The 14955-nt window shown below is 63.0% G+C and carries 12 protein-coding genes and 1 tRNA gene; 7 read left to right on the top strand and 6 right to left on the bottom strand.

Going from position 1 to position 14955, the window contains the following annotated elements:
- Positions 1 to 204: 204 nt before the first annotated feature.
- Positions 205 to 2712 (bottom strand): LamG-like jellyroll fold domain-containing protein, encoded by a 2508-nt coding sequence (locus BV071_RS24685; protein ID WP_081886217.1) that lies wholly within the window; start codon positions 2710 to 2712, stop codon positions 205 to 207.
- Positions 2709 to 4142, bottom strand: coding sequence for a cytochrome c peroxidase (locus BV071_RS24680; protein ID WP_035612827.1), 1434 nt, complete (start codon positions 4140 to 4142; stop codon positions 2709 to 2711). The genes BV071_RS24685 and BV071_RS24680 overlap by 4 nt, the downstream gene beginning before the upstream one ends.
- A 131-nt stretch (positions 4143 to 4273) precedes the next feature.
- On the opposite strand from BV071_RS24680, the gene BV071_RS24675 reads away from it, so the two are divergent.
- Complete coding sequence (locus tag BV071_RS24675; RefSeq protein WP_035612824.1) at positions 4274 to 5521, top strand: MFS transporter; 1248 nt, start codon at positions 4274 to 4276, stop codon at positions 5519 to 5521.
- Complete coding sequence (locus BV071_RS24670; RefSeq protein WP_052573859.1) at positions 5518 to 6612, top strand: zinc-binding dehydrogenase; 1095 nt, start codon at positions 5518 to 5520, stop codon at positions 6610 to 6612. The genes BV071_RS24675 and BV071_RS24670 overlap by 4 nt, the downstream gene beginning before the upstream one ends.
- Before the next feature lie 12 nt (positions 6613 to 6624).
- Here BV071_RS24670 and BV071_RS24665 read toward each other — a convergent pair.
- The 3 genes from BV071_RS24665 to BV071_RS24655 all read right to left on the bottom strand — a co-directional run bounded on the left by BV071_RS24665 (position 6625) and on the right by BV071_RS24655 (position 8022).
- Positions 6625 to 6697, bottom strand: a tRNA-Lys gene (locus BV071_RS24665).
- Positions 6698 to 6776: 79 nt separating this feature from the next.
- Positions 6777 to 7445, bottom strand: coding sequence for an HAD-IIIA family hydrolase (locus BV071_RS24660; protein ID WP_265594834.1), 669 nt, complete (start codon positions 7443 to 7445; stop codon positions 6777 to 6779).
- Positions 7446 to 7482: 37 nt separating this feature from the next.
- Positions 7483 to 8022, bottom strand: coding sequence for a hypothetical protein (locus BV071_RS24655; protein WP_265594833.1), 540 nt, complete (start codon positions 8020 to 8022; stop codon positions 7483 to 7485).
- Between the two features lie 166 nt (positions 8023 to 8188).
- On the opposite strand from BV071_RS24655, the gene BV071_RS24650 reads away from it, so the two are divergent.
- From BV071_RS24650 to rbfA, 4 genes are all read left to right on the top strand, one after another.
- Positions 8189 to 8851, top strand: a complete 663-nt coding sequence (locus BV071_RS24650) for a family 16 glycoside hydrolase (RefSeq protein ID WP_052573857.1) — start codon at positions 8189 to 8191, stop codon at positions 8849 to 8851.
- Positions 8852 to 9075: 224 nt separating this feature from the next.
- On the top strand, positions 9076 to 10341 hold the full coding sequence (nusA, locus tag BV071_RS24645) for a transcription termination factor NusA (RefSeq protein WP_035612819.1): 1266 nt from the start codon (positions 9076 to 9078) through the stop codon (positions 10339 to 10341).
- A complete protein-coding gene (gene infB, locus BV071_RS24640; protein WP_265594832.1) occupies positions 10338 to 12572 on the top strand; it encodes a translation initiation factor IF-2 in 2235 nt (744 codons plus the stop codon). Before nusA ends, infB begins: the two co-directional genes overlap by 4 nt.
- 123 nt (positions 12573 to 12695) lie before the next feature.
- Positions 12696 to 13052 (top strand): 30S ribosome-binding factor RbfA, encoded by a 357-nt coding sequence (rbfA, locus tag BV071_RS24635; RefSeq protein WP_035612816.1) that lies wholly within the window; start codon positions 12696 to 12698, stop codon positions 13050 to 13052.
- Between the two features lie 29 nt (positions 13053 to 13081).
- Here the strand turns inward: rbfA and BV071_RS24630 are convergent, their stop codons facing one another.
- On the bottom strand, positions 13082 to 13534 hold the full coding sequence (locus BV071_RS24630; protein WP_052573856.1) for a GNAT family N-acetyltransferase: 453 nt from the start codon (positions 13532 to 13534) through the stop codon (positions 13082 to 13084).
- 159 nt (positions 13535 to 13693) lie between these two features.
- Here BV071_RS24630 and BV071_RS24625 point away from each other — a divergent pair, with 159 nt between their 5' ends.
- Positions 13694 to 14947 carry a proprotein convertase P-domain-containing protein gene (locus BV071_RS24625; protein ID WP_265594831.1) on the top strand — a complete coding sequence of 418 codons (1254 nt, stop codon included), beginning with the start codon at positions 13694 to 13696 and terminating at the stop codon, positions 14945 to 14947.
- Positions 14948 to 14955: the final 8 nt, after the last annotated feature.

Genomic DNA, 14955 nt, shown 5'->3' with positions numbered 1-14955 from the left:
TTGGAGGACCGCGAGTGAGTGAGGGAAAATGGCGCAGCTCGCGCCATGTCCGGATCGCGCCAAGCTCAGGCGTCCGGCGGGAAGAGTGGAGCTTCCGTTTTGAAGCGGAGGTCCAGCATTCAAGGAATACGGGTAGGACCTTTCCTCAGCCGTGTTTCCAAATCAACATCAAAGTTTCTTTATGGCAACTTCGTGACACAGCGATCAAAGGTCGGACGCTTCGATGCGGAAGTAGCGCTGCGTGTCGGTCATGGTCGGGAGGCTGAAAAGAAACTCGTTCGAAAACACATCGCCCGCCATCTCGGTATCGGGCAAGAGCGGTGTCCAATCCCCGAGGTTCTCCGAATCCAGGACCTTGAGATGGAGGTTCAAGGTCCCCAGCGAGGGATGACGGAAAAGCATCGCGGCACTGGGAGCGCCTGGGGCAGCGATCTGGCGCAGGTAATCATACATCGCCGAATCATCGACCAGCGGACTGGTGCCGGCCGCGCGCTCCAGCCAAGCAGGAACGGAATCATGATCCGCATCGGCCAAGGCATCGGCGGCATTCGCCGGATCGAGTCCTGCGAGATGCTCCCACCAGTCTTCCAGCGTGTCGCCATCGGTATCGGCGGCGGAGACCTCGTTTGGCAGTGCCTGCGGGATGCCGGAGTGGTGCAGCGTGATGATCTCCTCTGCCGTGAGGGCGCGGGACCAGAGTGCCACTTCGTCGATCAGCCCGTCGTAGTTCCGCCCGGTGCCACTGCGATGACCGCCGATGACAAGGCCAGCAGTCTCCGCCGCGGGTCCTGGTACGGGCAAGGCGTGAGCCGCGACTTCGTTGCCATCGACGTAAAGGCGCAGATACTTGCTATCGAAGGTCATCGCCACGTGGGCCCAACGGTTCGTGAAAAGCGCTCGATCCAGTTCGCAAGCGAAAGGTCCCTGCGCCAGCGGTGTCGGCTGCGCAGTGCTGGCGCTGCCTGCGGGTTGCAGGGTCGTAGTGTAGAGTTCCAGATTGATCTTGGCCGGATCACTCGCCGCGCTGCGGAAGCCGAGCGACAGCACATAGCCCGGATCCGCACTCCCGCCCAAGGCGCTCTCTAGCAGGAAGGAACGCTCGGCACTGCCATGGGCAGGCAGGCTCGCCGGCTTGCACCACAGCGAGAGGCTGTGAGCGGCACTGTTGTCATCGAGCGGATTGCGCCCGGCGCGCTCCGACAGTGGCGGTGTATCATCCAGCGTCTGCCGACCGATCCGCAGGTACTGCTGGCCCGCCCGCGAGAATGAAGCCGCACCACCGCGCAAGCCGCCATCAGCCAGCAGCGAAGCACCATTCACTGCCGTGGCATCGAAGCGGCTGCCGGTCACGCTGTGATTCTTCAGATCGCCATCGAAGGACCACCATGCCCGCAGACCACGGCCCAGACCCTCGCCCTCCTTCGGCACCAGTTGATCATAGGGAATCGCCACCTCGCGCTGGATCGTGCCATCCGCCAGATAAAAGCGCGCGGTCAGCAAGGCTGGATTCACCCGTGTATCCGCCGTCAGGGTCATGAACTGCCGCGGCTGCTGCGAGGACCACTCCAGATCCGGATGGGTGACGTCGAGGCTCGGGATGATCGAGGTGTGCGCCGGCGAGGTCACGAAGTCATGCAGGTCATAACCGAGCCGCTGGCGGTGGATGAGATGCCGCGAGACGTGAATGTCACCGCCGACCACCACCACGCCCGGAATCGCTTTCGCGCGGATGAAATCGTAGAGCGCATCGCGCTCATACCAGTAGGTGAACTGGTCGTCGTTCTCGGCGTTCTTCTTGTCCTCCCAAACCTCGCCGATCGTCAGGACCTTGAAGGGCGCACGCGATGCCTCCAGCGCCTGCTGGATCCAGGCCCACTGCTGCGGCCCGAAGGCGGTCTTTTTCGTGGGGTCCACCGGCGAGGCCTCCGTCTGCGACCACCAGCGCGGATCGAGCAGGAAGATCTCCATCACCCCCAGATCGATCTTGTGATAGACACCCTCGATACCGGTGCCGAATTGATCGTGCGCCCGGTATTCAACGAAGGCACGGCGGGTATTGGGACGGCGGTCCGCGGCGCTCACCCCATTGCCGTTGTTCAGACCGAAGTCGTGGTCGTCCCAAGTGCCTACTGTCGAATTGCCACGGATCAGCGACTGCATGAAGGGGGTCTCTAGGAATGCGCGCTGCTTGTCACGGCTGCCCGCCAGATCGGCCACGTCCACATAGGGCGTGTCGCCGCCGAGAATCACTTGGTCGGGATTGAGCACTCCGATGCGCTCCCAGACCGGCTCCGAGGTGTTGTTCGCGCAGGACACGAAGGCCGTGGTGATCACGCCCTTGGTGCCCGTGGTCATGCGGGTTTTGAAGTGGAGGCCGTCGGCTGGGCCAGCGAGCTGCACCGGCGAGGCCCCGGACAGATCCTCGATCTTGTAAGTGTAAGCCGTCGCCGCTTGTAGCCCCGTCACATGGAATTTTGCCACGTAGTCGTTCGCGTCATCACTGTCGGCATTGCTGGTGGCGACGACTTGCTGGCTGGCGTCCAGCACGCTCAAGCGAAGAGGCTTCTCCACCGCCCCGGGACGATAGAGGAAATAGGCTTCGTCGGTTTTCACCGTTCCGACCAGGGGACCGGTCTGGGAGAATGCGGGCAACATTGCCGCGGCCATCAGCAGCAGCGCGAAAATTGACGTTCTGTTAGAAGAGACTTTCATCGTGATATAGAGAGCGGCCCCGCTTCAAGGGTATGTAGTCCCGCCTTTAGGCGGACGAAGTACGGGAAGAGCGGTAATTTCGAATAGCCCTCGGGTGGATGTGGTCCGCCAAGGTGGCTTCGTCCGCCTAAAGGCGGGACTACATACCCTTGGAATCGCCGCCCTTGGGGATCGTTCTTCACTCCACTCCGCCCACCTTCATCTCCCCGCTCCCCCATCCTCAACCACTTCCCTCGGTAGGGCTCATGCGGCGGCATCATCGGCGCGGCATAGTTCCAATCGGGAAAATAAGCTCGCATCTTCCACGAGTCCGGCGTGCCCGGCACTGCTGCGGGGAAGCTCTCACCGCGCTCCCGCATCTGCAAGAGGCTGCGATCGGTGAAGGCATCCATCAGCGCGGTCAGGTCGCTGATCTCCGCATCGCTGAGCCCCAGATTGCCGAGGTCGCTGTGATTCACCGTCTCCGGGAAATCGGTCTTGCCCCAGCGCTCCGGATCCAGGTCGCGGCGATTGTAGAACTCCATCACTTCGCGCAGCGTGGCGATCGAGCCATTGTGGAAGTAGGGCGCGGTGAGTGCGACATTGCGCAGGCTCGGCGCGCGGAATTGACCGATCTCCCCTTCCACCAGCGTGTGCCCACCCAAGCCTGGATCTTTCTCGCCCCGTGAGGGCGCTCCGAGATTGTCGTAGCCGAAATCACTCAGCAGCAGCTTCGGCCAGGAAGTCGCTTGCAGGAAGTGGCAGTCCGCACACTTGCCGCGTTCCTTGAAGACCACCAGACCGCGCTTTTCTTGATCGGTTAGAACCTTCTCATCCCCGGCGAGATACTCATCGATCCGGGCATCGAAGGGCCGGAACATCGGCTCCTTCAGAAACTCGACCAAAGCACGGTAGGAACGCTGGGCCAACTTTGCATCGTCCGCCCACTCCTGATCCTTCATCCCGAACTTCAGCCTTTCGGCATAGGCCGACTTCCGCAGCTTCGCCGCCAACTCGGCCTCGCTGCCGACATTCATCTCCGCATGCTCGAAGAAGGGCCGCTGGACCTGCTCGTGCAGGGTGCGGGCACTGCCATCCTGGAAGAGGCCACCTTGCCAGACCCACTCCTGGGTGCCGTCCTCACGGAGCATGTCCTCCTGGTCGATGTTCGGGATCAGGGCGGCATACATCAGGCTCGGTGCATTCCGGCGCCCCATGCTGCCTGCGACTGCACCCGGCGACACCGGCCGCGGATCCGCGAAAGCCGCCTCCGGCACATGGCAACTCGCGCAGCCTACACCCGGCGGATTCGACAAGCTCTTGTCGAGAAACAGATCACGCCCCACCGCAGCCAAAGCCGCTTGCTGCATCGCATCCTCCGCAGCCACGGCCGCCCCAGCCACGCAGAGCGCGGTGGCCAAGAGCCGGGAAACGAGTGGGAACACAGGCATGGCGGCGACTTACAAAAGCGGAAATACCCGAAGTTTCTCATAAAGCAACAAAATCGTTTCAGGGAAACTTTTGGCTTGGTCGGCGTTTCCTGCGGAGCTAGTCCTTCCGGCAGTCCGCCGGTCCTCCGACCATGACTGAAAGCCAACCCACTAGCAGCTTCGCGACCGCGCGGGTGAAGACCCTCCTGTCGGTGATGTTCTGCTACCTCTTCTACTACACGGGCCGCCAGAATTTCGGCTTCGCCATCCCCGGCATGGCGGAGGAATTACACCTCACGAAGGCCCAGCTGGGCTGGTGCAGCAGCGCCCTGCTCTGGTCCTATGCGATCGGCCAAGCGATCAACGGCCAGCTCGCCGACCGCTTCGGCGGCCGGACGCTGATGTCGCTCGGCGGGATGCTGTCCTTCATCATGAACTGGATCACCAGCTTCGCCGGTGGCCTGGCCGGAGTGATGGTGCCATGGGCGGGCAATGGCTTCGTGCAATCGATGGGCTGGGCGCCGGGCAGCCGCATCCTCTCGAACTGGTGGGACAAGCAACACCGCGGCCGCGTCTATGGCTGGTATGTCTTCGCCGCCGGGATGTCATCGGTGGTGACCTACGTGATGGCCGCGACGATCGTGGACTTCGGCTGGCGCTGGATCTTCCGCGGACCGGTGGTGCTGATGCTGTTAGGCTGTTTCGTCTTCTGGCTGGTGGTCCGCGAGCGGCCCTCACAAGCGGGCTACGAAGACCTGCTGGATGAAGCGGACAGCGCCGGGGAGAATATCCATCCCGAGCGCGATCTCACCTGGTGGGAACGCTACAAGGTCGGCTTCACCTGCGTGCCCTTCCTCTTCGGCTGCGTGGCCATTGGCTTCCAGAATCTCGCCCGCTACGGACTGCTGGTGTGGGTGCCAGTGCATTTCCTGGGCGACGACTGGAAGAACTCGCCGCAGAAGTGGGTGGCGGTCGCCCTACCAGTCGGCATGGCGATTGGTGCGGTCTCCGCCGGCTGGATCTCGGATCGCGTCTTCGACGGAAAGCGCGCCACACCGGTGGTGATCTTCCTCGCCATCGCGGCCTTCTGCGCGGGTGGAATGGTCATGCTCGACCGCAGCTCGATGCTGGCGCTGCCGCTGCTCTTTCTAACAGGATTCTTCGTGTATGGCCCGCAGTCGGCCTTCTGGGCGCTGTGCCCTGACCTCCTCGGCAAGCGCCTGGCGGGCACCGGCACGGGGATGATGAATTTCTTCGCCTATCTCTTCGCCGGCCTTGGTGAACCGTTGATCGGCCACCTGATCGAGAGCCAGCACTCGACCCACATGGTCTTCCGCGTGGTGGCGGTCGCCTGCGTCCTGGGTGCCACCATGATGTCCTTTATCCGCAAAACTGCATGAATACCGAACGCAGCGGCGGCCGCGCCTTGGCGGCTGTCTTTTCAGGCCACGGCCATCCCTTCCAACTCGAGACTTTCCCCGTGCCGGCTCCCGGCCCCGGTGAGGTCTTGGTGGACATCACCTGCAGCACCATCTGCGGCAGCGATCTGCACACTTGGCATGGCCGTCGTCAGGAACCGGTGCCCTGCATCCTCGGTCATGAGATCGTCGGCCGCATCGTCGCCTTCGGGCCTAACACCTTGCGATTCGATCTGCGCGGCGAGCCACTGCGCGAAGGCGACCGCATCACCTGGACCCTCGCGGCCTCCTGCGGCGAGTGCTTCTTCTGCCGCCGCGCCCTGCCACAGAAATGCGAGCAGCTCTTCAAGTACGGCCACAGCGCCATCGCCGCCGGCCGTGAGTTCAGCGGTGGCTTCGCCGAGTGCTGCCTGCTGACCCGCGGCACCGGCATCGTGAAACTGCCCGACGAGCTCAGCGACTCCCTGGCCGCACCCGCAAACTGCGCCGTCGCCACCGTCGCCGCGGCCTTCCGCCTCGCCGGACCGATCGAAGGTGCCAGCGTGAGCATCCTCGGCTGCGGCGTGCTCGGCCTCACCGCGGTCGCCATGGCGCGTGAACTCGGTGCCGCGGAGGTCATCACCTGCGACCTTGATCCCACTCGCGCCGACGCCTCACGCAGCTTCGGGTCGGATCTCTTCTGCGAACCTGCCGACCTGCTCTCCGACTTGCGAGACCTGACAAATGGCCGCGGCGCCGATCTCACCATGGAATTCTCCGGCTCCTCCGCCGCTGTATCCGCAGCGCTCGCCGCCACCCGCACCGGCGGCATCGCAGTCATCGCCGGGACCACCACTCCGGGTGGGAGCGTCGCGATCGATCCGAATGAACTCGTCCGCCGGATGCTCACGATCCGCGGGCTGCACAACTACGCCCCGCAGGATCTGGTCAGCGCCGTCGACTTCCTGGCCAAGGCTGGCAGCCGCTTCCCCTTCCACTCACTCGGCGGCAGCAGCTTTCCCCTCGCTGAGATCACTCAGGCCTTCGAGACCGCGACCTCGAGCCCGGGCCGCCGCGTGGCGATCACGCCGTGATGGCGAAGGAAGTACGAGGACTGGGATTCGAACCCAGGACCAATTGGTTAAAAGCCAACTGCTCTACCGACTGAGCTATCCTCGCTTTGATGTCTTCCGTTCCGGCGAACCTTGGTGGCCGCCGGGGCGGGGATGGGTAGTGGCGGGGTCAGGGTTTGGCAAGTTCATTTTACCCGTTCTTGCAGGGCAGTATTGAGGAAGTCCCGCAGGTCATTGCGCGGGCGGTCGAGGTGGAAAGCCGCAATCCCGGCGGCGCGGGCGCCCTCGACGTCGGCGGCGATGGAATCGCCCGCGTGCAGTGCCTCGGAGGGGGCGACCTTGAGCGCAGACAGAGCCGTTTCGAAGATTTCAGCCCGGGGCTTCCGGCAAGCGGCATCGGCGGAGGTGATCACGGCATGGAACTCCAGACCGTGACCGGCGAGGATCCCGTGGAGGCGACGATCGAAGTTCGAGACCACCGCCAGCAGGAAGCCGGCGTCCCTGGCAGCAGCCAGAACCTCCGGGACCTCGGGGAAGACCCGCCAGGCTGCGGGATCCGCATAGTGCGCGAAGAGGACCTCGAAGAGTGCTAGGGCGGCAGCGGAGCCGCTTGCATACCCGAAGGTCGACCCGACTACATCCTGCCACCACGCCCGCTCCGCCGTATCTCCATCAGGATGAGCGCGCCAAGCCGGGTCGCCGAGGCTGGTGAAAGCGCGGATGAAGGCGGGCTTGATGGCTGCGGGATCGACCGGATTTCCGAGGGCTGCCGCAGCCCGGGAATAGACCTCGGCGACCGGCTCGGCAGGCTCAATCAGGGTCCCGGCGGCATCGAAGAGGAGAGCTCGGATCACGGGCGGAGCATGGAGGGTTCCGGCAGTGCGGAGCAATTCAAGGATGACTCACACGTTGGGCTCCCGCCGCAAGGGTCAGGCCCTTGTCGTTCATCTCCAGGCGGAGTTGGAAGGAAGCGTTCCGGTCTTCGCCATCGATGTAGACGGTGATCACGTTCGGCGGAGCAGACGGACAATCCATGTAGTCCTTGTCGATGGGCATCGTGACCGAAGTCTTCAAGTCCTTCACTTGCGAGTTCAGGATCTCGGCGGCCTTGAGGAAGATGCGATGCCCTTCCTGATAGGATAGCGTTCCGATGCTGAAGCCGTGGGAGACTAGGACTCCTTTGGAGAAATTGAACTCCGCTTGGGAATCGCAACCGAAGAGCTTGGCTTTGACGATGATCTCCGAGTTCTCCTCACCCACATCGGGCTTCGGTGGCGGGCAATCAGGAATGAGCTTCCGCAGGTCCTCAGGGGTCTCGATGTATTGGAGATTATGGAGGAGACCGATGAAGCGGGTTTCTTCCTTCAGGTCCTCGGCACGCGCCAAGGGTGAGGCGAGGAGGCATGCGAATACGACAAGGAGCGTCTTCATGAGGAGTGTGGTCCACTGAGGTCATGAACGGGAGTGGAGAGGGTATGGCGAGGATCGGGTGAATTCCGCGTGAAGAGCCTCCGGATGGGAAGCCGCCCGTGCAGTCGGCGTTTGCGGATCATTCTTGCGGCTTCCAAAGCCGCGCGCCCAATTCATATTTCGCGCAATGACCCGCCGTCACTGGATCACGCTCGGCTTGGCTGCCTCCTCGGTCTCCTGCCGCAAAAATGCGGCACCACCCGCCCGCGCGGCCGCAGGCCCTCCAATAAAATCCACCGCAGAGTACTGGCATCCCCTCACCGACGCCACCCAATGGCGGCAAGTCATGGGCGGCCCGCTTAGCGAGCCCGAGCCGGGGATCCTGCATCTCCAGTTCGGGGAAGGCCTCAGTGGCTTGAAGTGGGCGGGCCCCGCCCCGGAAGGAGCGTTTGAAATCGAGTTGGAAGCGCGCCGGGTAGACGGCACCGACTTTTTCTGCGGACTGACCTTCCCAGCGCGGCGCAGTGGCGAGTGCGTCACCTGGGTGGTCGGCGGCTGGGGTGGCGGACTGGTCGGGATCTCCTCGGTCGACGAGCGGGACGCCTCCGAGAACGAGACGGCGCGGCCGATGAGCTTCGAGAAGGGCCGCTGGTATAAACTGCGGCTGAGCTGCGGCGACGAGAGGATCCAGGCATGGATCGACGGGGTGCAGGTCGTGGATCTGGACACCAAGGGCAGAAAGCTGTCCCTGCGGCCGGGGCCGATCGATTCCTGCGCTCCCTTCGGGCTGTCGACTTGGCAAACCACCGGGGAATTCCGGGCCCTGCGCTGGCGGGGGTTCTGCGGCTGAATCCCGCCGCGCCGCGCGGGTCCCGGGGGCAATTTCGGCACTAAAACGCCGTCCCACGGGGCGGCAGCCGGGGTGCCGCTGCGGGCGGGAGATTCGACTTGCAACTCAAGGTATTCCGCCGTATTCCCCCCGGCCTCAGATCTTCCGACACGAAGGAGTGGGTCGAAAAGCCCGCTCTTTTGCGTCTCTGGACATACGGAGCGCCAAGCGCCGCACTGCCCGCCATGACCAACGACATCGTCGCTCTCATCGACTACTACGAGAAGGAAAAAGGCATCGACCGTGACAAGGTCGTAGCCGCGCTCGAGTACGCCTTCATTTCCGCCTACCGCAAGATGGTTCCCGGGGCTGACGCCATCGAGACCCTGCGCGCCGACGTGAACACCAAGAAGGGTGAAACCCGCATCTTCGCGGTCCTGACCGTGGTGGGTGAGGGCGAGCAGACGGACAAGTTCAACCAGGTTCCGATCGCCACTGCTTCCAAGAAGGACCCGGGCGTGCAGCCGGGGGACACGATGGAATTCAACGTCACGCCGAAGGACTTCGGCCGCATCGCCGTCCAGACCGCGAAGCAGACGATGATGCAGCGCCTCCGCCAGGCGGAGAAGGAGATGATTTACGAGGAGTTCAAGGACCGCGCGGGGGACATCGTCTCCGGCACTGTCCGCCGCTTCGACCGCAGTGATGTGTTGATCGACCTCGGCAAGTTCGAGGGTGTGATGCCATCCCGCGAGCGCGTGCAGACCGAGGAATACAACATCGGTGACCGCATCCGCGCCTACGTGGTGGCGGTGGAGAACGAAGGCCGCGGCCCGGAGATCATCCTCTCCCGCAGCCACCCGAACTTCGTGCGCCGCTTGTTCGAGGCCGAGGTGAACGAAATTTCCGACCGCACCGTGGAGATCCGTGGGATCGCCCGTGAAGCCGGCTACCGCACCAAGGTGGCCGTGTGGAGCACCGACGACAAGGTGGACCCAGTGGGCGCCTGCGTGGGTCTGCGCGGGGCACGCGTGAAGAACATCGTCCGCGAGCTCAACAACGAGAAGGTCGACATCATCCGCTGGAGCGACAATCCGGAGGAATTCGTCCGCGAGGCGCTGAAGCCCGCCGTGCTCCGCACCATCAATGTGGATACGGAAAACCGCGTGTTGCACGTGACCGTGGATGAGGAAGATTTGAGCAAGGCAATCGGCCGCCGCGGCCAGAATGCCCGCCTCTCCTCCCGCCTGATGGGCTGGGATGTGCAAGTCCGCAAGGATGAGAGTAAGCTGGAGCAGTTCGAGAAGAAGATCGCCGGTGCCGCGCACTCGGTCGGGGCACTCCTCGGTCTGGACGACGATCTGGCCGACAAGCTCTTCCGCGCCGGTGGCACCAGCCCTGACATGGTGGCTGACATGGACGCCGACTACATCATGGATGAATTGGGCGTTCCCGAGGAACGGGCGCTCGATATCATCGCCCGGGCGAAGGCGAATGCCGCGTCCGCTTGACATATCTACGACCTTACCTCCCCGGAGCCGATCCAATCCGCGGCTCCGAAACGACCGACGACATTTACCGCCTGATGGCCAAAGACAGCAGCAGCAGCGATTCTACGCCTCCCAAAAAGCCGAAGGTTCTCGATCTGATCGAGCCAACCAAGGCTCCCTCGCGCCGGGACCGGCAGCGCGCCGCCCAGGCGTCCGAAGCCGCTCCCCCGCCACCGAGCAAGCTCGATGCGGACAAGGCGAATGCTCTGGATCTCTTCAGCGAGGACGGGAAGAAGAAGCGCTCCGGAATCCGCAAGACCGAGCAATCCGGCAAGGCCGTGTTGCCAACGATTTCCAAGCTGCTGGAGGAGGAAGAGCCCGCCAAGCCGGTGGTGCCAGTCGCTCCTCCGCCCGCAGCGGAAACCATTTCCCCTGCTCCGGTAGAAGTCGAGGAAGTCGATGCCGGCAATGTGATCAGCATCAAGCCACCGATCATCGTGGCCGAGCTGGCGACGCGGATGGGTCTGAAGCCCTTCCGACTGCTGGCGGACCTGATCAAGCTGCAGGTTTTCGTGGCGCCGCACCAGGCGATCGAGCCGGAAATCGCGGCCAGGGTCTGCGAGATGCACGGTTTCGTCTTCGAGCGCGAGAAGCGCGAGAAGGGCGGCGGCGTGCACAAGGTCGAGGAAGTCGTCGTCGAGCCGGAAAAGATCCAGGACGAGCCGGAAGACGTGCTGCAATTGCGCCCGCCGATCGTCACGATCATGGGCCACGTCGACCACGGCAAGACCTCGCTGCTCGACTACATCCGCAACTCCACGATCGTGAAGGGCGAGGCCGGCGGCATCACCCAGCATGTGGCCGCTTACAAGGTGGAGCACGAGGGCAAGCCGATCACTTTCATCGATACCCCGGGTCACGCGATCTTCTCCGACATGCGCGCCCGCGGCGCCGACATCACGGACATCGTGGTGCTCGTGGTGGCCGCGAATGACGGCATCATGCCACAGACCTTGGAGGCCATTGAGCACGCCAAGAAGGCCAAGAAGACCATCGTGGTGGCGATCAACAAGATCGACCTGCCTGCTGCCAACGTGCAACGGGTGAAGTCCCAGCTCGCCGAGAAAGGCCTGCAGACCACCGACTTCGGCGGCGACACCGAGTTCGCGGAGATCTCCGCCCTCACCGGTGCCGGCGTCCCTGATTTGCTCGAATTGCTGGCCCTGCAAGCGGAAGTGCTCGAACTGAAGGCGAACCCGAAGGGCAATGCCCGCGCCGCCATCATCGAGGCCCGCGTGCAACCCGGACGCGGCGCGACGGCTTCCGTCATCGTCGAGACCGGCACACTCAAGGTCGGCACTCCCTTCATCTGTGGTCCTTTCGCGGGCAAGGTGAAGTCGCTGATCAATGACCGCGGCGAATCCGTGAAGGACGCCAAGCCGGGCACACCGGTGGAAGTTATCGGCTTCGACGAAATGCCGAACGTGGGCGACAGCCTGGTCGAGATGGACTCTGTCCGCGCGGCCCAGAAGCTGGCCGACGAGCGCCAGCTCGAGCTGCGCAACTCGCGCCTGAAGATGACCCAGAAGAGCCGCATGGAGGACATCTTCTCGAATGTCATCCACGGCACCGGCAAGGCCGTCCTCAAACTCGTGCTCAAGTGCGACGTGCAGGGCTCGGTGGAAGCGATCAAGAACGCGATCGCCGACATCAAGTCCGACAAGATCACCAGCCAGGTGATCATCGCCGGAGCCGGCCCGATCACGGAAGGCGACATCCAGATGGCCAGCTCCGCGGATGCCACGGTGCTCGGCTTCAACACCAAGGTGGAGGCCAACGCCGTGAAGGCGGTCAAGGCCGAGGGTGTGCAGGTGAAGCTCTACTCGATCGTTTACGAACTGATCGATCAGGTCCGCGAGGCGATGCTCGGCATGCTCGAGCCGCTCACCCGCGAGAATATCATCGGCCACGCCGAAGTGCGGATGGTCTTCAAGCTTTCCAAGTCGAAGGGCCGCGCTGCCGGCTCCTACGTCAAGGACGGCAAGGTCCACCGCAAGGCCCACGCCCGCGTCATCCGCGGCGGCGTGCCGGTCTTCGACGGCAAGATGTCCACCCTGCGCCGCTTCCAGGACGAAGTGGAAGAGGTCAAGTCGGGCATGGAATGCGGTATCCGCCTCGGGGAATTCAACGAATACCAGGAAGGCGATATCATCGAGTGCTACACCCTCGAGAAGATCCCACAGACCTTGTAACCTTAAGCTCCCGGTGAGTTGCCCCCAGCGCCAAGGACTTTCCTTGGCGCCGGATAGCTCGCCGGGATTTGCCTTTTCAGGCACTTGGTCCTTATTACCACGCACCCCTTACCCAGCACCGCGATGAGCCAACGAATCGACAGGGTCAACGAACTCCTCAAGCGCGAGATCGGCACTGTGGTCCAGAAGGACTACGAGTGGAACGGCTCGCTGGTGACCGTGAGCGCGGTGGAGACCACCCAGGACATCAAGGAAGCGAAGGTCTGGATCAGCGTGCTGGGCGGCCGGGTGGAGAACGTCTTGGAGAAGCTCAACCACGACCACGGGAGCATCCAGAAGAAGATCTCCAAGCGGGTTGTCCTGAAGTCCACGCCAGTGCTGCATTTCCGCCACGACGGCTCGGCCGAGCGCGGGGTGGAGATCGTGAACCTGCTAGACGAGGTGGCGAAGCTGCCGACGGCAAAGGATCCCGAGGAGTAATTCCTTGCCGCTGACAGGTGCGGGTGCCGTTACGCCCGCGGACACCACTCCAGACGATATTGGCGCTCCGTGCCCGGGATGGTGGGGAGAAAGCCCAGGCGCTCATAGAAGCGGATCGCGCGCAAATTTTCGCGCGAGACTGACAAGCGCAATGGCAGGCCCAGTTCGAGGGCCTCCGCTTGCAGGATCTCCATGGTGGCGCGTCCTGCGCCCCTCCCCTGCTGGCCGGGCAGCAGCCCCAGGGAAAGGAGATAGATATGATCCGCTTCGGACCTTTGCTGGAGGTAGCCTGCGACCTCGCCGGCCATCCGGATCAGGCGGATCCGGGTAGTCTCCCATTCCGCCGCGAGGTTGCTCAACTGCGCCTCGTGATCCCAGCCCAACAGCGCCTCGATCTCCTCCCGGAACAGCGCCTCGTGAAACGCGAATACCATGCCCAGGTCGGCCGGAGCGGCGTCGTGTAGGTCGATGCCAAGCAGCATATCTCGGTCTGTCTCAGCTGAATCCTGCCCAATTTCCGCTGGCGGCAGCAGCGTGGACCGGCAAAACCACAAATTTAGCACTCCGCAACCCCTCTTGACATTATTTTTCTAAAAAGTTAAGACATCTGTGCTGTTCATCACCCTTACCTATCACACCCAGTGAAATCACCAGTCGCCCCGTCCCTCTGGATGTGCCTGCTGCTACCAGCCGTAGCAGGTGTCCCCGAGCCGCCCAAAACCAACTCCTCCGCCCCAGTCGCTTCCGGAGAGCTGTCCAGTAGCCCCTTTGTCTTCAATGGCATGGTCGAATCCGACTTTGGCCAGGGTAGTGGGGTTGTCGCCGGACATCCGAAAGTTTTCTTCACCGCAGCCCATGTCCTGTTCGAGACCGAGATGTTCGGTTGGTCGTCGCCGCCGTTCTGGCATGGAGGCGGCAATTCGACACCCTTGCCGCCGGAAATTGTATCCGAGCCATCGCGCGGATTCTTCCGCTGGAGCAGCTATTCAGGTCACGCGCTGGCGGGCGGGCAGGATTCTTATCCCGCGTTTTCCAACGACATTGCCCTCGCTTGGGGCCTGAAGCCCTTCATCAACGGCGAACCGGCGAGCATCGAATTCAATGGCTACAAGAAGCTGAAGAAGCACGCGAACCCCTCGCGGATCACGGGCTTCCCCGCTTTCCTGGACTACGAACAGCTTGAGACTACCGGCCAGATGTACTCCACGGCCGAGGAGATCACCGTCTTCAAGGAAGATGCCGAAAGGTATCTCCATGCCACCCACCTCTCCACGGGCCCCGGTAATAGCGGCGGGCCGGTCTGGCTGGGAGAAGATGAAGGCGATTGGGAAGCCGCCGGCCTCCTCATCTCCGGTCGTCCTTCGGAAGCCGGCATCTACGGCTTCACGCCATCGATCAAGAGCCTCCTAAAGGCCACCTCACCGCTGGTCGGCGATGTCCGCAAGTCGATCAACAACTCCACCCGGAGCGTGACCACCAATGTGGGGCGCTACGTGCTGGCCAAGCCGAAGAAGATTCCGGACGGCGTGCACAAGTGGACGAAGATTCCCTTCAAGGTCCAGCGCTTCGAGCCGAACACCACGGTCTCCGTGGTGACCCTCGACCTCACCATCACCACGGAGCACGTGGGCGACCTGATGGTGGCTGTGATGTCTCCGACCGGTCACATCGCGATGGTCCACGACGGTGAAGGTGCATGGGATGACAATCTGGTCCTCGACAATTTCCGCGTGGAGTTCGACGACGACGATTGGGGTGACGTTCAAGCGATGCCGAACGGCACTTGGGCGCTGCTGGTGCAAGACCGCCTGACAGGCGACATCTGCACGGTCACTCGCCTCGAGCTTGAAATCAGCACCGACGACTCCATCGACAGAGGAGGCGAACAGCCTTGAAGGATCGT

It is taken from the genome of Haloferula sp. BvORR071 (assembly GCF_000739615.1).
Lineage (GTDB): Bacteria > Verrucomicrobiota > Verrucomicrobiia > Verrucomicrobiales > Akkermansiaceae > Haloferula.
This window is presented reverse-complemented; position numbering and strand designations above follow the sequence as displayed.